Here is a 22,141-nt window from a genome sequence, read left to right as displayed (position 1 = left end):
GCCGGTGAGGGCTGACGGCCCCGAGAAGGAGGAGACGATGGCGGCCTCTCCGGCCAGGGGCGCCGTCCGGCCCGCCGACAACGACACCGTCCGGCCCGCCGACAACGACACCGTCCGGCCCGCCGACGGCGGCTCCGTGGAGCCGGGCGCGGCTGTTCCGGCGGCCGCTCCCCTGGCTTCCGGCCGGACCGCCGACGTGTACGCCCTCGACGGCGGCCGGGTGCTGCGCCGGTACCGGTCCGGTGGCGACGTGCGCGCCGAGGCCGAGGTCATGCGCCACCTGCACGCCGCCGGCTACCCGGTGCCGCGGGTGCACCACGCCGACGGTCCCGACCTGGTGCTCGACCGGGTGGACGGCCGGACCCTGCTGGAGGCGATCGTCGCGGGTGAGGTCACCCCGCGGTCGGGGGCGAGTGTGCTGGCCGGCCTGCACGCCCGGCTGCACGCGCTGCCCGCCCCCCGCTCGGCCGATCCGGCGGTCCGGCTCCTGCACCTCGACCTGCACGCGCAGAACGTGCTCCTCACGCCGGCCGGCCCGGTCGTCATCGACTGGGCCAACGCCACCGAGGGGTCACCCGCGCTGGACCGGGCGGTGACCGCGCTGATCATCGCCGAGACCGCGGTGGACCGTTCCGTCCCGCTGCGGGCAGCGGCGGCCGAGGTGCTGTCGGCATACGTGGCCGAGGCGGGGCCGCTGGCGCCGATGGCGGAGGCCGTCGCCCGGCGGACCGGACTGGGACCGCTCGAGGCGGCCCGGCTGCCCGAGGCGGCCGCCCTGGTCGAGGCGACGGCCCGGGTGGCTGGTGCCCGGTGATCGGGCGTGTCGTCAGCATCCGCCGCTACCCGGTCAAGTCGCTGCTGGGTGAGGAGCTCGACGCGGTGGCCGTGGACGCGGCCGGGCTGGCCGGGGATCGGCGGCTCGCCCTGCTGCACCGGGAGACCGGGCGGGTGGCGAGCGCGAAGAACCCGTACCGGTGGCGGACGCTGACCACGCTGCGGGCCACCGGCGGCGACGGCACGGTGCGGATCGCGCTGCCCGACGGTCGGAGCGTCGCGGCCGGCGACGACGGCGTGGACGACGTGCTCTCCGAGGTGCTCGGCGCGCCGGTGACGCTGACCGGCACCCCGCCGCCCGACGCGGTGCTCGAACGGTCCCGTCCGGAGGAGGTGCTCGCCGCGGGGGTCGCCGTGCCGGTGCCGGTCGAGGAGGGGCGGCTCGGGGGCGCGGCACCGGCCGGTGGCTTCGTCGACTTCGCCCCGGTGCACCTGCTCACCACCGCGACGCTGCGGCGGATCGGCGCCGAGCTGCCGTCCGGCGCCGTGGATCCGGTGCGGTACCGGCCGAACCTGGTCCTGGACACCACCGGCGCCGGGTTCGAGGAGAACGACTGGCCGGGCCGGGAGCTGCGGATCGGCGACGACCTGGTGCTGCGGGTGCTGGCCCGGACGCCCCGCTGCGCGGTGCCGACCCTGGCGCACGGCTCCCTCCCCCGCGACCCGGAGGCGCTGCGCGTCCCGGCCCGGCTCAATCGGGTGGTGCCGTTGGACGGGCTGGCGCCGCAGCCGTGCATGGGCGCGTACGCGCAGGTGGTGCGCGCCGGCCTGGTCCGCTCAGGGGACCCGGTGCGGCTCGCCTGAGCGGGGCGGTCTCAGCCCTCGCCAAGGCCGCCGCCGCGCAGCCCCGCGTAGCTGCCGAGCAGGTCCTGGAGGGCGGCCGCCGTGCCGTCGTCGAGCTTGCCGTCCTCGGCCAGGCCGTCGATCCGCTCGCGCAGGTCCTCGACCCGCTTCGCGCGGTCCTTGGGCTTGCCGCGGTCCAGTTCGGCGGCCTTCTCCCGCAGGTCGTTCGCGGTCTTCGGGTCGATCCGGCCGTCCGCCACTGCCTGGTCGACCACGTCGGCGAACTGCGCGGCGAGCTGGCGCAGCGTGACCGGTGCGGGCCGGGCGCCGGCGGGGCTGGACGTGGCCGGCTCGGACGGCGTCGACGACTCCTCGGCCGGCGTGGTCTCGGTCGACGGGCCGGTGGACAGGGCGGTGACCGGACCGGCGCCCGTCGGTGTGCCGTTGTCGCGGTCGAGCAGCAGCGTGCCCACGAGGGCGAGCAGCAGCACCACCCCGGCGGCGACCAGCACCCCGATGAGCCGGTTCGACCGGGCGGCCGGCCGCGCGGGCGGCGGCGGGACGGGGCGGGGAGCCCGCTCGATCAGCGTCGGCGGGTGTTCCGGCCGGGACACGGTGGGCAGGATCGCGGTGGGCGGGTCGGCCGGCTGGCCGGCGCCGAGCCGGGTGGCGAGCTGGGCGGCGGTGGGGCGCCGGGCCGGGTCCACGGCCAGGCAGGCCAGGGTGAGGTCGGCGACGTCGGCGGGCAGGCCGGGGACGCGCAGCGGCGGCACCGGGGGCCGCCGGGCCTGGACGTCGAGCACGTCGTCCCAGGTCTGCACGGGCAGCGGGGCGCGCCCGGTGAGGGTGCGGTAGAGCAGGGCGCCGAGGGCGTACACGTCGCTGGCGGGATTCGCCGGGCCGGGGGTCATCCGTTCCGGCGCGAAGTACGCCGGGGTGCCCATGAGCAGCTCGCCGGTCTGCCCGGCGAGCGGGTGCCGCGGGCCGGCCAGGGTGGCGATGCCGAAGTCGAGCACCTTGGCGCCGGTCTCGGTGAGCATCACGTTGCCGGGCTTGATGTCCCGGTGCACCACGCCGATGCGGTGCGCGGCGGCCAGGGCGGCGGCGACCTGGCCGGCGAGCCGGACGGCCTCGGGCCAGGCGAGCGGCCCCCGGCTCAGCCGGTCGGCGAGGGTCTGCCCCTCGACCAGCTCCATCACCAGGTAGGGCACCACCGAGGCGTCGGGCAGGGTGGCCTCGCCGTAGTCGTACACCTGGGTCACGTGCGGGTGGGTGAGCCGCGCCGCGGCGCGGGCCTCGCGCTGGATGGTGGCGCGCAGCTGCGGGTCCGCGGCGAGCTGGGTGGCGAGGGCCTTGACCGCGACGGGGCGGTGCAGGACCTCGTCGTCGGCGCGCCACACCTCGGACATCCCGCCGAGCCCGATGCGCTCGCGCAGGACGTACCGGTCGTGCAGGCGCAGCGACGGCGTGAACGGCGACATGGTGGTCCAGTCTGCCTGGCCGGAGGGCCGGCCCACCAACCCGGTGCCCGGTTCGGTGCCGATCGGGCGGTTCCGGGCCGGTCCGGGTGGCGCCGGCCACCCGGCCGGGGGTCAGGACTGGCAGGTGGGACGTGCGGCGGGGCGGGGTTCCATCCGGTCGGCGAGGCGGCGCAGGGCCGCCGCGGCGGCCAGCCGGGTGGGTGCCAGCCGGGGTGCGTGGGGCCGGTCGGGGCGTACCGGGGCGTCGGGGCGGGCCGAGTTCACGTGCCGCGTCACAGCGTCGACGGCGAGGACGAAGCCGGTGGAGTGTTCCATGGTCAACTCCTGGGGACGGGACCGGTCGAGGTCCGGATGACGAGGTCGGTGGGGAGCAGGAGGCGGCCGTCGGCCGGGTCGGCTGGCGGCTCCAGCAGCAGTGCGGCGGCGAGCCGGCCCTTCTCCTCGGCCGGCTGCCGGACGGTGGTCAGCCCCGCGTCGGCGGCCTCGGCGACATCGTCGAAGCCGGTGACGGAGACGCGCGAATGCGGGCCGGCCGCGTCGAGCACCCCGAGCGCCAGCACGTCGGAGCAGGCCAGCACGGCCGTGGGCGGGTCGTCGCCGGCCAACACCGGGGCGATCGCCGCGGCGGCGGCCGCCCGGCTGTTGCCGGCGGCGTTGACCACGGTGAGGTCCGGCCACGGGACGCCGACGGCGGCGAAGGCGTCGGCGAAGCCGGTGAGCCGGCCGTGGGTCGTGGGGCGCGGGGCGTCACCGGGACCGGCCAGCCGCAGCGGGCCGGGCGGCGCCTCGGGCAGCACGGTGTCGCCGAGCAGGGCCACCCGCCGGTGCCCGAGGCCGGCGACGTGGGCGGCGACGGATCGGGCGGCGGCCCGTTCGTCGATGCCGACGAAGCGATCGGCGGGGGCGGCCGCCTCGGGGGCGGTGGTGACGAGGGGCAGCCCCCGGTCGCGGATCGCACCGAGGACGTGCTCCTCGTCGCCCACGCAGTAGACGCAGAAGCCGTCGACCGCGGCGTTGTCGACGGCGGCCCGGGCCCGGTCGCGGTCGCCGGGCAGCGGCACCAGCAACAGGCTGGTGCCGTGCCGCTGCGCCACCTCGCCGACGCCGGCGAGGAAGCGCACCGCGAACGGGTCGGTGAAGGCGTAGGACAGCTCGGAGGTGAACAGGACGCCGATGGCGCCGACGAAGCCGCGGCGCAGCGACCGGGCGGTCGGGTCGGGGCCCGGGTAGCCGAGGCGGCGCGCGGCGTCGAGGATCTTCGCCCGCAGCGCGGCGGAGAGCTGGTCCGGCCGGCTGTAGGCGTTGGAGACGGTGCTGCGGGACACGCCCACCGCGTTCGCGACGTCCTGCAGGGTCGGCTTCACCGGTCTGCCCTTCTGGATCGATTCAGTGCTGTATCGATTCAGAAGCTACTCCGCCGCGCGGCGGGCGTCAACGGGAAACGGCGCCGTCAGGCCGGGTAGAGCTCGTCGCGGATGCGCGCCAGCAGCTCGGCGGTGCGCTCCGGCGGCGCGGCCTCGCCGCAGAGCCGCTCCATGGCGCTCGCGTAGTGGTCGAGGTCGTCGCGCTTGTCGAGGTAGACGGCGCTGGTCAACTGCTCGATGTAGACGATGTCGGGCAGGTCCTGGTCGCCGAAGCGCAGGAGGCTGAAGGCGCCGCCGGCCGCGGCGTGCCCGCCGGCGTCGAACGGGACGATCTGGAGCCGGACGTGCGGCGCGGCGGTCGCCTCGATGAGGGCGTCCACCTGCTCGCGCATCACCGCGGGGCCACCGACCGGACGCCGCAGCACCGCCTCGTCGAGCACCGCCCAGAGCTGCGGCGGGTCGCTGCGGCGCAGCAGCCCCTGGCGTTCCATCCGCAGGCCCACCCGCCGGTCGATCTCCGCCGGCGGGGCGCCGTGGTGGCCGAGCAGGACCACGGCCCGGGCGTACGCCGAGGTCTGGAGCAGGCCCGGAACGAACTGCACCTCGTACGTGCGGATCAGCGCCGCAGCGGCCTCCAGCCCCAGGTAGGACTGGAACCACGCGGGCAGCACGTCGCCGTAGCGCTGCCACCAGCCGGGGCTGTTGGCGTCCCGGGCGAGCCGGAGCAGCGCCGCCCGCTCGTCGGGCGCGGTCACGCCGTAGAGGGTGAGCAGGTCGGCGACGTCGCGCTCCTTGAAGCCGACGCGGCCCAGCTCCATGCGGCTGATCTTCGACTCGGAGGAGCGGATCTCCCAGCCGGCGCTCTCCCGGCTCACCCCGGCGCTCTCCCGGAGCCGGCGCAACTGTGCCCCGAGCAGCATGCGCAGCACGGTCGGGCCGCTGGCCGGGCCTCCTTCGACGGGCACCGTCGTCACCTGACCGTCCTCTGCCGACTGTCCTGACCGGACGCCCCAGCCCGGCCGAGGAGTAAGCATGCCATGAACCGACAGTGAGGTGAACTCCCCCGGACGGAGGATGTGGTCCCGTCAGCGGGACGGCGAGCGCGCGATCAGGTGGTCGAAGTCGCCGTCCCGGGCGCCGAGCACGAACGCGGCGATCTCGTCGACCGTGTAGATGAGCGCCGGCCCGTCGGGGTGGCGGGAGTTGCGCACCGCGATGCCGCCGCCGTCGGGCAGCTCGGCCAGCTCGACGCAGTTGCCGCTCGGGTTGCTGCGCCGGCTCTTCTGCCACCGCACCGGAGGCAGCTCGGCGGTGGGTACGCCGTTCGGGGGGTGTTGCATGGACGTCCTTCGCGGGAAGAGCCAGCCGGTGCCGCGGGGAGGAGCGGTGGGTGGCGACGGGGCTGTCGACTGAGGACGGAGATGCACGTGCATCTGCTATTGCATCTGCAATGGACAGCGAGCATGATAACGCACGTGCGGTGTACCCGGACGTTCACGTTCGGTTACCCGGATCCCGGTTGCGAGCAGACAGAACAGGTCCGGCCCGGCACCGTCCGGCGAGGCCGGTACTGCGGTGAGGGAGGGTGCGTGCCGGATCCGATGACCGTCGCCTCCGGCATCTCCGCAGCGGGCGCCCTGCTCTCCGCATGGCAACTACGCCGCCGGGCGCTGCGCGCCGAGGCCGAGATCGAGCTGCTGCACGCCGAGCTGGCGGCCGAGCGGCACGCCGCCAGCCACGACCCCCTCACCGGGCTGCCCAACCGGCGGGCCTTCTTCCGGCTGGCCGCCACCCTGCTCACCGACGCCGCCGGCAAGCCGCTGGTGGCGATCGTGCTCGACCTCGACGACTTCAAGCAGGTCAACGACCGCTACGGGCACGCCGCCGGCGACCAGGTGCTGGTCAGCGTGGCGCAGCGGCTGGCTGCCTTCGCCGGGGACAACCTGGTCGCCCGGCTCGGCGGCGACGAGTTCGCCGGGCTGCTGGTCAGCCCGACGGTGGACCGGCGCTGGATCGAGCACGCCACCCGCCGGCTCTGCGAGGCGCTCGCCGCACCGATCCCGCTGGGCGCCCGCAGCGTGCGGGTGACCGCCTCGGTCGGGCTCGCCCCGGTGCACGGCCCGACCCAGCTCACCGACGCGCTGTGCCGGGCCGACGCCGCGATGTACCAGGCGAAGACGGTCGGCGCCGCCCGCGCGGCCCGCCAGCTCGTCGGCGAGTGCTGAACCGCCGTCAGCGCCAGCCGTAGCCGGACCGCAGCGCCTGGCCCACCCGGTCGAACCGGCGCCGGTCCAGCACCGCGCCCTCGCGGCGGATGCTGTCCTCGCGCATGGTCAGCACCCGGTCCAGGCGGACCCAGCTCGGCCGCTGGTCCCGGTCCCACTCCCCCGGGCCCAGCGCCAGCCAGTGCCGCTGGCCGTCGCGCTCGCTCTGGCTGGACAGCATGAGCCCGAACAGCGTGCGGCTCTGCCGCCCGACCACCAGCACCGGGCGGTCCTTGCCCTGGCGGGGGTCGTCCTCGTACGGCACCCAGGTCCAGACGATCTCCCCCGGGTCCGCCTGACCGTCCAGCTCCGGCGCGTACGCCAGCTCGCGCCGCTGCAACGCGCTGACCTGGCGGCGCCGGGCGACCTGGGCCGGGATCGGCCGGGCGGTACGGGTGGGCGCGGCCGCACCCCCGGCGATCCGGCCGAGCCGGGACGCCACGTTCCTCAACAGACCTGCCACGGCGGGCAGCCTATCCTCCGGCCCCGGCACGCACACGGCGGGGAAACGGGTGGCCGCTCGGTCCGGTGCTCCGCGACGATGCCCCGGTGACCGTTCCCCGTCATCAGATCCGGGCCGCCTTCACCGCCGACACCGTCACCGTCTACCAGGCCTACGGGCCGGAGATCGCCGACGCGGCGCTGGCCGCCGGCCGGTTCGTGCCGCCGTTCAAGCGGGAGCAGATGACCTGGATCAAGCCGTCGTTCCGGTGGATGATGTACCGCTGCGGCTGGGCCCTCAAGCCCGGCCAGGAACGGGTGCTCGCGGTCGAGATCACCCGCGCCGGCTTCGAGTGGGCGCTCGCGCACGCCTGCCTCAGCGGTTACGACCCGCGGCGGTACCCGGACCGGGAGAGCTGGCGTGAGCAGCTGCGTACCAGCCCGGTGCGGGTGCAGTGGGACCCGGAACGTTCGCTGCGGCTCGCCCCGCTGTCGTACCGGTCGGTGCAGGTGGGGCTGGCCGGTGTGGCGGCGCACCGCTACGTCGACGAGTGGCTGGTCGGTCTCACCGACGTCACGCCGCTGGCCCGGGCGGTGCACGCCCGCGTCACCGCCGGCGACGAGCCCGGCGCGGCGACGCTGCTGCCGGCCGAGCGGCCGTACCCGCTGCCCGCCAAGGTGGCGCAGGTGATCGGCGCCGGCCCGGACTGAAGCGCGCGCAATTGGGTTGTTCGATGGTGGCGTACGGCCGACCATGGTCGGCATGGTGGGAGATCGCGTGTGAGAACGCCGCTTCAGGGCGGCCTCCCGCCGATCGGGGCGGTGGCCGGCGCCGTCGTCGAGATCGCCTGTGACGAGTCCGGGTTCTCGGGCACCAACCTGCTCCATTCGGCCACTCCGGTGATCACGCACGCGAGTGTCGACCTGGGCGTGGACGAGGCCGTCGAGCTGATCACGGCGCTGCGGTCCGGGTTCCGTTTCTCGCCGCACGAGTTCAAGTCCGGGCAGTTCCTTCGCGGCCCGGGCGCGGCCGAGGCCCTGGGGTGGTTCCTGGGGGCGCTGCGGGGCCACGCGTCCGTGCACCTGGTCGACAAGGAGTTCTTCCTCGTCACCCGGATCGTCGACCTGCTGCTGACCGAGCCGTCGTACGCCGCCGGCACCCGCCTCACGCAGGATCAGCGTCCGCCCGCCCTGGCCCTCTACCGGGCCCGGCGCTCGGCCGGGAGCGACTGGGCAGCCTTCCTCGGGGCCTTCGTCGACCTGGTCCGGACCAAACGGCGGCACCCGGATCAGCGGGCCGTGCAGCGGTTCTTCGCGGCCCGGGATGCGCTGCTGGGCACCGGCCTCGGCACACCGGCCGATGCCGTCCTCACCGCGCTGGACCCGGCGCACGTAGGGGCCGTGGTGACCCGGCTCGACGACGACGACCGGTCGATCCCGCCACCGCTGGAACCGATGCTGCCGGCGCTGGCGGAAACGGTCCTGTCCTGGAGCGGCGGCCGGCGGCAGGTGCTGGTGACCCACGACGAGCAGAGCGCCCTCACGGCCGACCGGTTGACCCGTCTTCAGCGGGCGCTGGCCGACCCGGGCCCGCCGGCGGCGGACGCCGGCCCGGCCGGGGCGCTGCCGGCCGGGGTGTCGCCGCTGGCCGGGCTCGTGATGGTCGACTCCCGCGACGACCCACGGGTCCAGGTGGCCGACCTCCTCGCGGGGGTGGCCCGGCGATCGCCGGGGATCATCGGCGACGCCCTGCTCCGGCCGTTGCTGTCCCCGACGTCACTGCACGACCCCGAAGGGTGACGCTCGGGCGACGCCGGCCCCCGGCCGGAGCCGGCGGGGGAAGAAAGGTGACTCCCGAGCTGTCGTGGATCGGTCTCTCGGTGGTCGCCGGGTGCCGCACACTGCCCTCATGAACCGTCCGGCCGCGTTCCTCGCCGATCCGCCGCAGAGCCCGGCGGTGACCGCCGCCTACGAGGGCGATGTCACCTCCGACGGCTACGTCAACAACCTCACCCGGGTCTGGTGCTGGCGTCCCGACGTGCTGGAGTCCTTCCAGGCCGTACGTGCCGACCTCCTGGCCGGTTCGGGCCTGTCGCCGAGGGAGGTGGCCGTGATGGTGGCCGCCACCGCCGCTGCCCGCGACGACGCGTACTGCGCGCTGGCCTGGGGCGCCCGGCTGGCCGAACTCAGCGACGAGGCGACCGCCGCGCGCGTGCTGCGGGGCGCCGACGCCGACCTGTCCGCCCGGGAGAACGCGCTGGCCGCCTGGTCCCGTCAGGTCGTCCGGGATCCGAATGCCACGACCGAGTCCGACGTGCAGCGACTGCGCGACGCGGGTCTCGACGACCAGGAGATCTTCGAGGCGACGACCTGGATCGCGTTCCGGCTGGCGTTCGCCACCGTCAACGACGCCCTGGGAGCGGCCCCGGATCCGCAGCTCGTCGAGAAGGCGCCCCGGCTCGTCCGCGAAGCCGTCACCTTCGGCCGCCCGGTCGGGGTGCACGCCGCCGCGGCCGCCGGCGAAGCCGTGTGACGCTCGCACCGGCACCGGTCGGCGCCGGCCGGGTCAGGCGGGCCGGCGGGCCAGGACGAGTGTGGTGCGCAGGTCGAGGACCACGGTGCCGCCGAACCCGTCGACGGTCGCGCCGACCGCGGCGAGCACCCGCTCCCGCAGTGCCGGCGGCCGGCGCAGCTGCGGCGAGAAGGTGCCGACCAGCCGCAGGTAGGCCGCGGTGTCCAGCGGCAGGTCCCGGCGGAAGACCGGCGTACGGACGGCGGTGAAGAGGCCGCTGCCGGCGATGTCGGTGCGGACCCAGTCGTCGGGGCGGTCGACCACCGTCTCCGGGTCGACCGATTCGAACGCCGCCCGGATCGCGGCCCGCTGCCCCGGGTCGACGTAGTCGTAGCGGTGGCCGAAGACGGCGAGCGTGCCGCCGGGGCGGAGCGCGTCGTGCGCGCGCCGGTTGCGGGTGGCCGGGTCGAGCCAGTGCCAGGCCATGGCGCAGGCCAGTGCCGACACACCGCCGGCCGGCGGCGTCCACTCCTCGAAGGCGGCGGTCACCACCTCGACCTGCGGGAAGCGCTCGGCCAGCACCCGGGCCATCCGGGGATCCGGCTCGACGCAGGTGGTCGGCGCCCCGAGACCGAGCAGGGTGGCCGTGGCCAGGCCGGTGCCGGCCCCCACCTCGACCAGCAGCTCGGGCGTGCCGTCGTGGTAGGCGCGGATCGCCGCGACGATCTCGGCCGGATAGCCTGGGCGGGCCTCGGAGTAGGCGCCGGCCACCTCGCCGAACAGCTGGGACATGCCCGCCATCATCGCAGGTCCGGCCGGTCGCCGACGCCCCGACGAAGGGAGAGCCGTGGACCCGGAGCTGCCCGATGACCTGCCGTTGTTCGAACGGGAGGCGGTCCGGCTGGTGGTGCTGGACGCCACCGGCCGGGTGCTGCTGTTCCACACCCGCGACCCGGACCATCCCCGCCTGGGCACCTGGTGGGAGCTGCCCGGTGGCGGGCTCGACCCGGGGGAGACCTACCTGGAGGCGGCGGTGCGGGAACTGCGCGAGGAGGCCGGCATCGTGGTCGCGCCGGCGCAGGTGGGCGCGCCGACCTGGCGGCGGCGGGCCAGCTTCCGGCACCGGCAGCGGCGGCACCTCCAGGACGAGGTGGTCGTGCCGGTACGCCTGCCCGGGCCGGGACCGGACGTGGACGAGGCGGACCGGCTGGACTACGAGGTGGAGGACTACTTCGGATTCCGCTGGTGGCCGGTGGCCGACGTGGTCGCCGAGCAGCCCCGCTGCTACCCGGGTCGGCTGCCGGAGCTGCTGCCGGCGTTCCTCGCCGGCGAGGAGATCGACGAGCCGTTCGAACTGTGGTCCTGACCGGCGTGCCGGACGGGCCGCCGACCGGCACAGTGGAGCGGTGAATCCTCTCCACGCACCCCTGGCCCACTACGCCGAGCGGCTGCACCGTGCCGCCGGCGACGCCCACCACGTGGCCTCGCCGCTGGGCGCCTGGCTGCTGCTCGCCCTGACCGGTCCGGCGGCGACCGGCGAGGCCCGGGCGACCCTCACCGAGGCGCTCGGCACCGACGCGGACGACGCCGCCGCGGCGGCCCGCGCGCTGCTCGCCGAGCCGCACCCGCTGGTCGGCGCGGCCACGGCGCTGTGGGAGCGGACCCCCTTCGAGCAGCTGGGCGCCTGGCGGGCCGGCCTGCCCGAGCGCACCGAGCGAGGCCCGCTGCCCGACCAGGCGGCGCTGGACGCCTGGGCGCGGGAGCGCACCGGCGGCCTCATCGAACAATTCCCGGTCACCGTCGCGCGGGACACCCTGCTGATCCTGGCCAGCGCACTGGCCACCCGCGTGTCCTGGGCCGACCCGTTCCAGGTGGCGCCGGCCGGTGAGCTGGGGGCCGGCAGCGCCTGGGCGGGACGGCTGCGGCGGGTGCTGCGGACGCCGCCGTGGGGACACCGCTGCTGGGTGGCGACCACGGACCGGGCCGGCGACGTGGCGGTGCACGCCGCGCCGGCACAGCCCGCGGAGGGCGGCGCCGGGCTGCTGGTGGTGTCGGTGGCCGCCGCGCCGGACGTGCCGGCGGCGGACGTGCTGGCCGCCGCACAGGACCTCGCCGCGACGGCGGCCACCGCGCCGGACGGGATGGAGCCTTGCCGGCGGTCGCTGTTCGACCTGCCGCTGGGCGAGACGCCGCTGTGGACGGTGCGGGAGAAGCCGACGCGGACCTTCGCCGCCGACGGCCGGGAGGAGCGGGCCACGGCGGTGCTGCCCTGCTGGTCGGCGGAGAGCCGGCACGACCTGACCCCGGCCGGGTTCGGCTTCGACGGGGCCGCCCGGGCGCTGGGCGCGCTGCTCGGTCTGGCGGAGCCGCCGTTCGAGGCGGTCCAGTCGGCGGTGGCGCGGTTCGGGCGGTACGGCTTCGAGGCCGCCGCGGTGACCGCGTTCGGGGTGGCCGCCGGGCTGCCGCCGGAGGGCATCGCCCGGATCGCGGAGCTGCGGTTCGGGCACCCGTACGCGGTGGTGGCGGTGGCCACCGACGAGGCGGGCGGGCCGTGGCACGGGCTGCCGGCCTACTCGGCGTGGGTGGCCGAGCCGGCCGAGCTGCCCGAGGACGAGGTCGCCGACCCGCCGGAGCAGTGGTGAGCGTGGGGGCCTCCGGTTGCCGCCGGAGGCCCCCGCCGGCCTAGACCGCCACCTTCTCCCGCTCGGCGGCCGCGTCGCGCTTCGCCGCGAGCCGCCGTTCCCGCTCCTGCGCGCCGATCAGGTCGTCGGGCAGGGAGTCCTCGACCTCCAGGTCGAAGCGGCGCAGCAGGCGGATCGCGAAGCCGCCCAGGGTGATCAGGACCAGGATCACCCCGAAGCAGACGTACGCGAAGCCGATGCCGCGGCCCGGGCCGGTGCCGATGACCGCGCCCACCGACCCGGCCAGCGCCCCGCCCGGGGCGAGCATCGGCTCGAACAGGGCGGTGGCGCCCGGCGCGAGCAGCGCGAACCCGATGGGCAGGGTGGACCAGGCGATGGTCTGGTTGAGGCTGAACACCCGGCCGTGGAAGCGCTGCGGCACCTTGACCTGGACGATGGTCGCGTAGATGGACTGCGCGGTGGTCATCGACATGGCCAGCCAGCACATGCCCACGCAGATCATCGCGAGCGAGGCGTCCAGGCCGATCAGCACGCAGCCGATCGCGGTGCCCAGGTTGCCGATCAGGACGCCGATCATGCGGCGCCGGCGCGGCCCGCCCCACAGCGACATGAGCACGCCGCCGGCCACCGCGCCGACCGCCTCGGCGAGCGCGACCTGGGCCACCTGGGTCGGGCTGCCGAAGGACAGCACCAGCGGGGTGGTGAGCACCAGGGCGGGGGCCAGGAAGATGTTGCCCAGCGCGAAGTAGCCGAGCATCAGCCGGAAGCCGCGGTGCTGCCAGGAGTAGCGCAGGCCGTTGGCGATGGCCACCAGCAGCCGCTCGCGGGGCCGCCAGCCGAGCAGGTCGGGGAAGCGGACCAGGGCGAGGGTGAGCACGGCGAGCACGTAGCTGGCCACGTCGATGAGCAGGATGCCCTTCAGCTCGATGGCGGCGAGCAGGCCGGCCGCGAAGACCGGCATGAGCAGGGTGGCCACACCGGTGGAGAGCTGGGTGATGCCCATGGCGTGGCCGAGGTAGCGCTTCGGCACGAGCTGCGGCACCGCGGACTGGAACGCGATCCGCTGGAACGACCCGGCGACCGAGCTGAGCGCCACCAGCAGGTAGATGTGCCAGAGCACCAGGTTGTCGGTCCACAGCAGGGTCGCCAGGACCAGCTGGACGGAGCCGGCCGCGGAGCTGGCCAGCATCATGATCCGGCGCCGGCTGACCCGGTCCACGATGGCGCCGGCCACCGGGAGCATGAGCACGCCGCAGATCAGGGCGAGGGCCCAGAGCAGGCCGAGGTCGGCCACCGACCCGGTCCGGTTGAACAGCCAGATCGGCAGGGCGAACGCGGTCAGCGCCGAGCCGGTGCTGGAGACGAGCTGGCCGACGGTGATGGACAGGAAGCGGGCCATGCTCGGCTTGACCGTCGGGGTCGCCGGCCGCTCCTCGGCGCCCACCCGGAGGTGGTCGAGGACGGCCCAGCCGGCGTCCTCGCCCCGCGCCTGCGGGCCGAGGTCCCCGACGTCGCCGGCGACCACGGCCGGGTGCACCCGGGTGACGATCTCGGCCAGTTCCGCGGCCCGGTACTTCAGGAAGAAGTGCCCGGCCTGGTCGAGGACGACCAGCCCCAGGGTGTCGCTGAGGAACTGCCACTCGGCGTACCGCTCGCGGTGGTAGTCGGTGACCGGGTCCTCCGAGCCGACCACCGAGATGATCGGGGCACGCAGCTTCGTCGCCCGCTGGTCGAGCAGCCGGGTGAAGTACTCCTCCGAGGCGCGGGAGTCGGCCCGCATGTTGCTGATGATCCGGTCGGCCTGTTCCGGGTCCAGCTCGTCGGTGTCCACGCCCATCGACTTGAGCCAGCTGGCGTAGTGCTTGTTGCTGCGCAGCTGTTCGAGGCGGTTACGGGCGGCCGCGAAGAAGCCCTTGGGGCGGGCGAACGGGAACATCGCGCCGATGTAGACGGCATCGAGGTTCCGCCCGGCCGCCTCGACCTTGCGGGCCACCTCGGCCACGATGGCGCTGCCCACGCCGCAGTGGCCGTAGAGGGCCAGCTGCCCCTCGACCCGTTCCAGGATCTCGTCGGCCACCCGGGTGGTCAGCTCGTCGAACGGCAGCGCGTCCTCGCTGAGGCCGACGTCGTGGCCGGGGATGGCCAGGGACCACAGCGCGTGCCCGGCCGGCAGCGCGTCGGCGAGCGGCTGGTAGACGATGGCGCTGCCGCCGCCGTACGGGACGCAGACGTAGGTGAGCACCCGCTGGGCGGCGGGGATCGGCTTGGTCAGCTCGTAGAGCAGCCGGCGCGGGCCGGCCTCGGCGGCGTCACCCGAGATGAACACGGCCAGCTCGCGGATGGTCCGCTGCTGGAACAGGTCCATGACGCCGACCGCCCGGCCGCCCAGGTCCGCCTTGCGGATCTTCGCGACCACCTGGGTGGCGAGCATGGAGTGCCCGCCCAGGTCGAAGAAGTCGTCGTCGATGCCGAGCGTGTCGACGCCGAGCACCTCGGACCAGATGGCGGCGAGCGCGCGCTCGGTGTCGTCGCGGGGCTCGACCAGCGCCACCGACGCCTCGCGGGTGACCACGGGCGCGGGCAGCGCCTTGCGGTCGAGCTTGCCGTTCGGGGTCAGCGGCAGCGCGTCGAGCGTGACGAACGCCGCCGGCACCATGTACTCCGGCAGCGTCTCCTTGAGCGCCGCCTTCAGGGCCGCGTGCTCGGCCTCCCCCACCAGGTACGCGGTCAGCCGCTTGTCGCCGGGGCTGTCCTCGCGGACGATCACCGCCGCCTCGGTCACCCCGGGCTGCTCGCGCAGCGCGCTCTCGATCTCGCCCAGCTCGATGCGCAGGCCGCGCAGCTTCACCTGGTGGTCGATCCGGCCGAGGAACTCGATGACCCCGGTCCCGTCCGGCCCCACGACCCAGCGGGCCAGGTCACCGGTGCGGTACAGCCGGGCGCCCGGCTCGCCGGACCACGGGTCGGGGACGAACTTCTCGGCGGTGAGCGCCGGCCGGCGGTGGTAGCCGCGGGCCAGCCCGACGCCGCCGATGTGCAGCTCCCCGGCGACCCCGACGGGGCACTGCGCGCCGGCCGCGTCGAGCACGTGCAGCCGCAGGTTGGCGATGGGCGCGCCGATCGGCACGCCGGTCACCCCGGCCAGCCGGGCCGGGTCGCAGTGCCAGGCCGTGACGTCGATGGCCGCCTCGGTGGGGCCGTACAGGTTGTGCAGGCCGCACCAGGGCAGCCGGGCCGTGAAGTCGAGCGCGGAGGTCAGCGGCAGCTCCTCGCCGGAGCAGATCACCCGGCGCAGCGCCGTGGCCGCCTCGACGCCCTCCTCCGCGAGGAACACGGTGAGCATGGACGGCACGAAGTGGGCCGTGGTGATCCGCTCGGCGATCAGCAGGTCGCGCAGGTAGCCGGCGTCCTTGTGGCCGCCGGGCTTCGCGAGCACCAGCCGGGCGCCGGTGCGCAGCGGCCAGAAGAACTCCCACACCGACACGTCGAAGCTGGCCGGCGTCTTCTGGAGCACCGCGTCGTCGGCACCGAGGCCGTAGGTCTTCTGCATCCAGTCGAGCCGGTTGACGATGCCCCGGTGGGTGTTCGGCACGCCCTTGGGCCGGCCGGTCGAGCCGGACGTGTAGATGACGTACGCCAGGTGCTCCGGGCCGGCGGTGGGCGCCGGGTCGGTGGCGGGCTGGTCGGCCCAGACCGCCGCGTCGTCGAGGGCCAGCACGGTGGCGGCGGTGGCCGGCAGCACGTCGCGCAGGTGCTCCTGGACCAGCACCACCGGCGCGTCCGCGTCGGTGACCATGAAGGCGAGCCGGTCCGCCGGGTACTCCGGGTCCAGCGGCAGGTAGGCGCCGCCGGCCTTGAGCACACCGAGCAGGCCGGCGACCAGCTCGACGGAGCGTTCCGCGCAGACCCCGACCAGGGTCTCCGGGCCGACGCCGGCTGCGCGCAGCCGGTGCGCGACCCGGTTGGCCGCCGCGTTCAGCTCCGCGTACGTGAGGCTGCGCCCCTCGATCGTGACCGCGACCGCGTCCGGGGTGGCGGCGGCGCGCTCCTCGACCGGGCCGTGCAGGGTCTCGTGGCGCGGGAAGTCCGCGGCCGTGTCGTTCCACCCGGCCAGCAGCGCCCGCTCGTCGGCGGGGAGCAGCTCCAGCCGGGAGACCGGGGTGTCCGGCGCGGCGACGATCGCGGCCAGCAGGGTGGTCCACCGCCGGGCCATCCGCTCGACGGTGTCCCGGGTGAACAGGTCGGTGTTGAAGACCAGCTTGCCCCAGAGCCCGTCGACGGTCTCCACCGCGTGCAGCTCGAAGTCGAACCGGGTGGCCTTCAGCTCCATGGGGGTCCACTCGAAGGTGACCTCGTCGCTGCGGGACACCCCGGTGAAGCGGCCCATCTCGTAGTTCTGCAGCACGAACATGGTCTGGAACACCGGCGAGCGGCTCACGTCGCGGGGCAGCCCCAGCTCGTGCACGACCTTGGCGAACGGGACCTCGGCGTGCTCGAAGCCGTCCAGCACGCTGCGCCGGGTGCGCTCCAGCAGCTCGGCGAAGGTGGGGTCGCCGGCCAGCTCGGCGCGCAGCGGCAGCATGTTGATGAACATGCCGACGACGTTCTCCAGCTCCGGCGCGGAGCGGCCGGCCACCGAGGCGCCGACCGCGAAGTCGTCCTGGCCGGCGTGCCGGGCCAGCAGCACCTGGTACGCGGCGAGCAGCGTCATGAACAGCGTGCCCCCGGTGGCCCGGGTGAGCGCGTTGAGCGCCGCGGTGGCCGCCGGGTCGAGCTGGAACTCGACGAAGTCGCCCCGGTAGGTCTGGGTGGCCGGGCGGGGCGCGTCCAGCGGCAGTTCGAGGGGGGTGATGCCGGCGAGTCGCTGCTTCCAGTAGTCGACGTGGGCCCGGGCCTGCGCGCCGTCCAGCTCCCCCGCCTCCCAGACGGCGAAGTCGCCGTACTGGATCGGCAGGGCGGGCGGCTCGCCGCCCCGGTAGAGGGTGATGAGGTCGCGCAGCAGCACGTCGACCGACCAGCCGTCGCCGACGATGTGGTGCTGGCCGAGGAAGAGCACGTGGTCCTCGGTGGCCAGCCGGATCAGCAGGGCGCGCAGCAGCGGCCCGTCGGCCAGGTCGAACGGTTCGGCGGCGGCCGCGTCCACGAGCGCCTGCGCGCTCGCCTCGTCCGGCGCGTCCACGATGGTCAGCGGCACCTCGACGGACTCCTCCACCACCACGGTGGGGCGGCCGTCGGAGTCGGCCGGGAAGCGGGTGCGCTGCGACTCGTGCCGGGCGGCGAGCGCGGTCAGCGCCGCGCGCAGCGCCTCGACGTCGAGCGGGCCGCGCACCCGCAGCGGCACCGCGATGTGGTACGCCGCCTCGCCCGGGGCGAGCTGGTCCATGAACCAGACCCGCTCCTGGGCGTACGACAGCGGCACCTCGGCGCCGGCGGGCCGGGGGGTGATCCGGGCCGCGGGGGCGGCCTGGCGGGCGCGCAGCCGCTTGGCGATCAGCGCCTGCCGGGCCGCCTCGCGGGCCGGATCCTTCAGGTCGGTCATCAGCTGCTTTCCTCTTCCGCCGCGAGCAGCGCGGCGACCTCGGTGTCGGAGAGCCCGTCGAGTTCCGCGGCGATCCGCTGCTCGATCTGGGCGGCCAGGTCCGCCACCACGGGGCTGCTGAACAGCGCCCGCATGGGCAGGTCGACGTCCACCTCGGCGCGGATCCGGGCCATCGCCCGCATGCCGCGCAGCGAGTTGCCGCCGAGGGTGAAGAAGTCGTCCAGGGCGCCGACCTTCTCCACCTGGAGGATCTCGGCGTAGACCTCGGCGACGAGGGCCTCGGCCTCGGTGCGCGGCGCCACGTAGGCGTCCTCGGCCGGTGCGGCGGCGGCCGGCGCGGGCAGCGCGGCCCGGTCCAGCTTGCCGTTCGGGGTCAGCGGCAGCGCGTCGAGCCGGACCAGGGCCGCCGGCACGAGGTGCGCGGGCAGCTCGCGGGTCAGTTCGGCGCGGACCGAGTCCTCGTGGGCCGGGCCCACCAGGTAGCCGACCAGGGTCGGCTCGCCCGAGTCGGTGCGCACCGCCGCGGCGGCCGCCCGGACGTCCGGGTGGGCCAGGAGGGCGGCCTCGACCTCGCCCAGCTCGATCCGCATGCCGCGCACCTTCACCTGGTCGTCCCGGCGGCCCAGGTAGTCCAGGGTGCCGTCCGGACGCCAGCGGGCCAGGTCGCCCGTGGCGTACATCCGGGCGCCGGGCGGGCCGTAGGGGCACGGCAGGAAGCGCTCGGCGGTGAGGCCCGGGCGGCGGTGGTAGCCGCGGGCGAGCTGCACGCCGGTGACGTACAGCTCGCCGACCACGCCCGGCGGCACCGGCTGGAGGGCGGCGTCGAGCAGGAGCGCCCGGGTGTTCCAGGTGGGCGTGCCGATCGGCACCGGGCCGGGCGGGACCGGCTCCCCCGGGGCGATGCGGGCGGCCACGCAGCCCACGGTGGCCTCGGTCGGGCCGTACTCGTTGATCACCGCCACGTCGGGGTGGGCGGCCCGCCAGCCGGCGAGCTGCTCGCCGGTCAGCGCCTCGCCGCCGATCACCAGGTCGGTGGTGGGCGACAGCTCACCGTCGAGCAGCGGCAGGTGGCTCGGGGTGACCTTCAGGAAGGCCGGCCGGCCACCGGCACGAGCGGCCGGCTCGTCGATCGCGGCGAGCCGGACCGTGCCACCGGCGGTGAGCGTGCCGAGCAGGCCGGTGACGGTGAGGTCGAAGGAGACCGGCGAGTGCAGCAGCGCGACGCCGGCCAGCCCCGGGTAGGTGTGCCGGGCCCAGGCCAGGTAGGCGGTGACCGCCCGGTGCTCCACCACGACGCCCTTGGGCCGCCCCGTGGAGCCGGAGGTGTAGAGCACGTACGCCGGGTGCTCGGGGCGCAGCGGGCTACGCCGGTCGGCGTCGGTCAGGTCGCCGTCGGGCTGGTCCGCGCCGAGTTCGCCGTCGAGCACCAGCGCGTCGCCGGGCACCAGGGCGGCGGAGTCCGGCGTGGCCACCACGAGGGCCGGCGCGGCGTCCTCCAGCAGGTAGGCGATCCGTCCGGCCGGGTACGCGGTGTCCACCGGCACGTACGCGGCGCCGGACTTGAGCACGGCGAGCATCGCCACCACCAGCTCGCACGAGCGGGGCAGGGCGAGCGCCACCCGGTCCTCCGGGCCGGCGCCGCGGGCCACCAGCAGCCGGGCCAGCCGGTTCGCGGCGGTGTTCAGCTCGGCGTACGTCAGCGGCACGCCGTCGCAGACCAGCGCCGTGGCGTCCGGGGTGGCCGCGGCCCGCCGCTGCACCTCGTCGACCACGGTGGCCGGCGGCACCTCGCGCGCCGTGTCGTTCCAGGCGCCCAGCACCAGGTCGCGTTCGGTGTCGGTGAGCAGCGGCAGCGCGGCGACGGTGCGCTCCGGGTCGGCCACGGCGGCGGTCAGCAGCCGGACGTACCGGCGCACCACCGTCTCGGCGGTGGCCCGGTCGAACAGCGCGGTCCGGTAGACCAGGCGGCACTCCCCGGCGGTGATGTCGAAGGCCAGGTCGTCCTTGGTGGTGCCCAGCTCCACCGGGTCGAGGCCGGAGTCCGGGATGTAGTTCAACGCGGTCTGGAAGATCGGCTGCACCGACGGGTCGCGCTGCGGGTCGACCGCCTCGACGATCTTCTGGAACGGGGTCTGCCCGTGCTCCATGGCGTCGACCAGGCCGTCACGGACCCGGCCGAGCAACGCGGCGAAGGACGGGTCCCCCGAGACGTCGCAGCGCAGCGCCACCGGGTTGACGAACATGCCGATGAGCGGGGCCAGCTCGGGGGTGTCGCGGCCCGCCGTGGAGACGCCGACCACCACGTCGCTGTCGCCGGAGATCCGGGACAGCAGCGCCGCGAAGCCGGCCAGCAGCACCATGTACGGCGTGGCCGCCGCGCCGGCCGCCAGCCGGCCGACCCGGTCGAGCAGCCCGTCGGGCAGGTCGAAGCGCACCTCGTCGCCGGCGAAGCCGAGCTGCGCGGGGCGGGGCCGGTCCAGCGGCAGGTTGGTCACCGGCGGCGCGCCGGCCAGGTGGCCGGTCCAGAAGGCGAGCTGCCGGTCGAGTTCCGCCCCGGCGAGCTGGTCGCGCTGCCAGACCGCGAAGTCGGCGTACTGGATGGGCAGCTCGGGCACGGCGGGCTCGGCGCCGGTCTGCGCGGCCGCGGAGAACGCGGCGAGTTCGGCGTGGAACAGCACCGCCGAGTGGCTGTCGAAGACGGCGTGGTGCACCACGAAGACCAGCGCCCAGGCGTCGTCGAGGCGGACCAGCCGGGCCCGCCACAGCGGCGGGGTGTCCAGCGGGATCGGGGTCCGGGCCAGCTCGGCCCGGATCGCCTCGAACGCGGCCAGCCGCTCGGACTCCGGCAGGTGGCGCAGGTCGGTCGTGGGCAGCGGGGCCGGCTCGTGGGCCCGGACCACCTGCACGAGCACGCCGTCGTCCTCCCGCAGGTGGGTGCGGAGCGCCTCGTGCCGGGCCACCACCCGGTTGACCACGTCGCTGACCGCGTCGGCGTCGAGGCCGGCCGGGAAGCGCCACGGGATGGACACGTTGAACACCGGCGAGCCGGCGTCGAGCTGGTTGGCCATCCACACCCGCTCCTGGGCGAAGGAGGCCGGGAAGGTCCACTCCTGACTCATGAGTGGGCCTCGCGGACGGAGCGGGGGCGCATGTCGGTCCAGACCTCGTCGACGTGGGCCAGGCACTCCTCACGGGTGCCGGCGAAGCCGGCGTCGTGCCAGCCCGCGGGGAGGTCCCGGTCGGCCGACCAGATCGAGTACTGCTCCTCGTCGTTGCGGACGACGAGGAATCGGGGTTCGGCCATCTCAGTTCGCTCCAGGGGTGTCGGGGGTGTGCGGCTCGGCCATCGCCACGGCGATCTTCCGGGGGCCGGTGAACGGCTCCCGGCCGTGCGCGGCGGTCATGTTGTCGACCACCAGCACGTCGTCGCGCTGGTAGTCGAAGCGGACGGTGGCCGCCCGGTAGGCGGCGCGGAGGTGGTCCATGACGTCGGCGGGGATCTCGCCGCCGTCGCCGTAGTAGGTGTTCGACGGCAGCCCGTCGGCGCCGAACATGGCGAGCAGCCCCTCCTGGTAGTCCTTCGGCAGGGTGCTCACGTGGAAGAACGTGGCGTGGTTGAACCAGCGCGGGGTGTCCGAGCCGGGCCGGTGGTGCACCACGTCCCGCACCGCCCGGGTGCGCAGGCCGTCCTTCCCGACCCACTCCACGGTGATCCCGTTGGCCGCCGCGTACGCCTCGACGTCGGACCGGTTCTCGGTGTTGAACACCTCCTGCCAGCGGGTGCCGAAGTCGCCGTGGAAGTTGCGCACCAGCATCCAGCGCCGCCGCACGAACTCCTCGCGCACCGCAGGGTCGATCAGGTCGTGGACCCGGCGGACGTCGGCCAGCGGGGTGGCGCCCTGCGTCTCCGGCGCGGTGATGCAGTAGAAGAACAGGGTCAGCGGCCAGCGCGCCTGGTACGAGTTCTCGTTGTGCAGGAAGATCTCCTCGTCCGGAGGGTAGTCGGTCGAGGTGTAGACCCGGCCCTTGATGGAATGCCGGGGCGAGGAACGCTCCGTGTAGGTCAGCGGCTCACCGGACAGGGCGCGGACCACCCCGTCGAAGCCGTCCACCCCGCCGACGTCGAAGCCGCGGAACAGCAGCCCGCCGTGCTCGACGAGGGTGGCCCGCAGCTCGGCGCGCCGCGCCGCGATCAGGTCGGTCAGGGCCCGGCCGTCGTTCTCGACGACCACCGGGAGCGTGGCGATCGTGTCGCTCATGATGCGGTGTCTCCTTGATCTC

At 75.2% G+C, this 22,141-nt stretch carries 19 protein-coding genes; 8 read left to right on the top strand and 11 right to left on the bottom strand.

The genetic code is table 11. The annotated features are described in order from the left end of the window. Window positions 1–4: 4 nt before the first annotated feature. Entirely contained in the window at window positions 5–814 is an 810-nt protein-coding gene (locus tag GCE86_RS06175) for a phosphotransferase (RefSeq protein ID WP_204343145.1), read from the top strand. Then, window positions 811–1,638, top strand: coding sequence for an MOSC domain-containing protein (locus GCE86_RS06170; protein ID WP_244317205.1), 828 nt, complete (start codon window positions 811–813; stop codon window positions 1,636–1,638). Before GCE86_RS06175 ends, GCE86_RS06170 begins: the two co-directional genes overlap by 4 nt. An 11-nt stretch (window positions 1,639–1,649) precedes the next feature. Here GCE86_RS06170 and GCE86_RS06165 read toward each other — a convergent pair whose 3' ends face one another. The 5 genes from GCE86_RS06165 to GCE86_RS06145 form a co-directional block, all read right to left on the bottom strand. Further along, window positions 1,650–3,098 carry a serine/threonine-protein kinase gene (locus GCE86_RS06165; RefSeq protein WP_154226033.1) on the bottom strand — a complete coding sequence of 483 codons (1,449 nt, stop codon included), beginning with the start codon at window positions 3,096–3,098 and terminating at the stop codon, window positions 1,650–1,652. Window positions 3,099–3,209: 111 nt separating this feature from the next. Next, window positions 3,210–3,413 (bottom strand): hypothetical protein, encoded by a 204-nt coding sequence (locus GCE86_RS06160; RefSeq protein ID WP_154226032.1) that lies wholly within the window; start codon window positions 3,411–3,413, stop codon window positions 3,210–3,212. Window positions 3,414–3,415: 2 nt separating this feature from the next. Next, entirely contained in the window at window positions 3,416–4,462 is a 1,047-nt protein-coding gene (locus GCE86_RS06155; RefSeq protein WP_154226031.1) for a LacI family DNA-binding transcriptional regulator, read from the bottom strand. Between the two features lie 86 nt (window positions 4,463–4,548). After that, window positions 4,549–5,436: a helix-turn-helix domain-containing protein gene (locus GCE86_RS06150; RefSeq protein ID WP_154226030.1), complete on the bottom strand. Its 888-nt coding sequence runs from the start codon at window positions 5,434–5,436 to the stop codon at window positions 4,549–4,551. A gap of 111 nt (window positions 5,437–5,547) precedes the next feature. Beyond that, window positions 5,548–5,802: a DUF397 domain-containing protein gene (locus GCE86_RS06145; RefSeq protein ID WP_154226029.1), complete on the bottom strand. Its 255-nt coding sequence runs from the start codon at window positions 5,800–5,802 to the stop codon at window positions 5,548–5,550. Window positions 5,803–6,051: 249 nt separating this feature from the next. Between GCE86_RS06145 and GCE86_RS06140 the strand changes: the two genes are divergently transcribed. Next, window positions 6,052–6,687: a GGDEF domain-containing protein gene (locus GCE86_RS06140; protein WP_167364303.1), complete on the top strand. Its 636-nt coding sequence runs from the start codon at window positions 6,052–6,054 to the stop codon at window positions 6,685–6,687. Between the two features lie 7 nt (window positions 6,688–6,694). Here the strand turns inward: GCE86_RS06140 and GCE86_RS06135 are convergent, their stop codons facing one another. After that, on the bottom strand, window positions 6,695–7,189 hold the full coding sequence (locus GCE86_RS06135) for a type II toxin-antitoxin system PemK/MazF family toxin (RefSeq protein ID WP_154226027.1): 495 nt from the start codon (window positions 7,187–7,189) through the stop codon (window positions 6,695–6,697). Between the two features lie 86 nt (window positions 7,190–7,275). Here GCE86_RS06135 and GCE86_RS06130 point away from each other — a divergent pair, with 86 nt between their 5' ends. The 3 genes from GCE86_RS06130 to GCE86_RS06120 all read left to right on the top strand — a co-directional run bounded on the left by GCE86_RS06130 (window position 7,276) and on the right by GCE86_RS06120 (window position 9,700). After that, a complete protein-coding gene (locus GCE86_RS06130; RefSeq protein WP_208818076.1) occupies window positions 7,276–7,878 on the top strand; it encodes a DUF4291 domain-containing protein in 603 nt (200 codons plus the stop codon). 69 nt (window positions 7,879–7,947) lie between these two features. Then, complete coding sequence (locus GCE86_RS06125) at window positions 7,948–8,967, top strand: hypothetical protein (RefSeq protein ID WP_154226025.1); 1,020 nt, start codon at window positions 7,948–7,950, stop codon at window positions 8,965–8,967. A gap of 109 nt (window positions 8,968–9,076) precedes the next feature. Next, window positions 9,077–9,700: a carboxymuconolactone decarboxylase family protein gene (locus tag GCE86_RS06120; protein WP_204343144.1), complete on the top strand. Its 624-nt coding sequence runs from the start codon at window positions 9,077–9,079 to the stop codon at window positions 9,698–9,700. Between the two features lie 33 nt (window positions 9,701–9,733). Here the strand turns inward: GCE86_RS06120 and GCE86_RS06115 are convergent, their stop codons facing one another. After that, the gene (locus GCE86_RS06115; RefSeq protein ID WP_163636946.1) at window positions 9,734–10,471 is read right to left on the bottom strand and encodes a class I SAM-dependent methyltransferase; all 738 of its coding nucleotides are present in this window, start codon (window positions 10,469–10,471) and stop codon (window positions 9,734–9,736) included. Window positions 10,472–10,526: 55 nt separating this feature from the next. Between GCE86_RS06115 and GCE86_RS06110 the strand changes: the two genes are divergently transcribed. Together GCE86_RS06110 and GCE86_RS06105 are read left to right on the top strand one after the other, a co-directional pair. Continuing rightward, window positions 10,527–11,045, top strand: a complete 519-nt coding sequence (locus GCE86_RS06110) for an NUDIX hydrolase (RefSeq protein ID WP_244317203.1) — start codon at window positions 10,527–10,529, stop codon at window positions 11,043–11,045. A 40-nt stretch (window positions 11,046–11,085) separates the two neighbouring features. Then, on the top strand, window positions 11,086–12,321 hold the full coding sequence (locus GCE86_RS06105; protein WP_154226021.1) for a hypothetical protein: 1,236 nt from the start codon (window positions 11,086–11,088) through the stop codon (window positions 12,319–12,321). Window positions 12,322–12,361: 40 nt separating this feature from the next. Here GCE86_RS06105 and GCE86_RS06100 read toward each other — a convergent pair whose 3' ends face one another. The 4 genes from GCE86_RS06100 to GCE86_RS06085 are packed head-to-tail and all read right to left on the bottom strand — an operon-like array spanning window position 12,362 to window position 22,119. Further along, window positions 12,362–17,860: a non-ribosomal peptide synthetase/MFS transporter gene (locus GCE86_RS06100; RefSeq protein WP_154226020.1), complete on the bottom strand. Its 5,499-nt coding sequence runs from the start codon at window positions 17,858–17,860 to the stop codon at window positions 12,362–12,364. Further along, window positions 17,860–20,979 (bottom strand): non-ribosomal peptide synthetase, encoded by a 3,120-nt coding sequence (locus GCE86_RS06095; protein WP_154226019.1) that lies wholly within the window; start codon window positions 20,977–20,979, stop codon window positions 17,860–17,862. Before GCE86_RS06095 ends, GCE86_RS06100 begins: the two co-directional genes overlap by 1 nt. Beyond that, complete coding sequence (locus GCE86_RS06090) at window positions 20,976–21,164, bottom strand: MbtH family protein (RefSeq protein ID WP_154226018.1); 189 nt, start codon at window positions 21,162–21,164, stop codon at window positions 20,976–20,978. Before GCE86_RS06090 ends, GCE86_RS06095 begins: the two co-directional genes overlap by 4 nt. 1 nt (window position 21,165) lies before the next feature. Beyond that, on the bottom strand, window positions 21,166–22,119 hold the full coding sequence (locus tag GCE86_RS06085) for a TauD/TfdA family dioxygenase (protein ID WP_154226017.1): 954 nt from the start codon (window positions 22,117–22,119) through the stop codon (window positions 21,166–21,168). Between the last annotated feature and the right edge of the window lie 22 nt (window positions 22,120–22,141).

This window comes from Micromonospora terminaliae (assembly GCF_009671205.1).
GTDB lineage: Bacteria > Actinomycetota > Actinomycetes > Mycobacteriales > Micromonosporaceae > Micromonospora > Micromonospora terminaliae.
The sequence above is the reverse complement of the archived record's forward strand: the minus strand, read 5'-3'. Positions and strand labels throughout refer to the sequence as shown.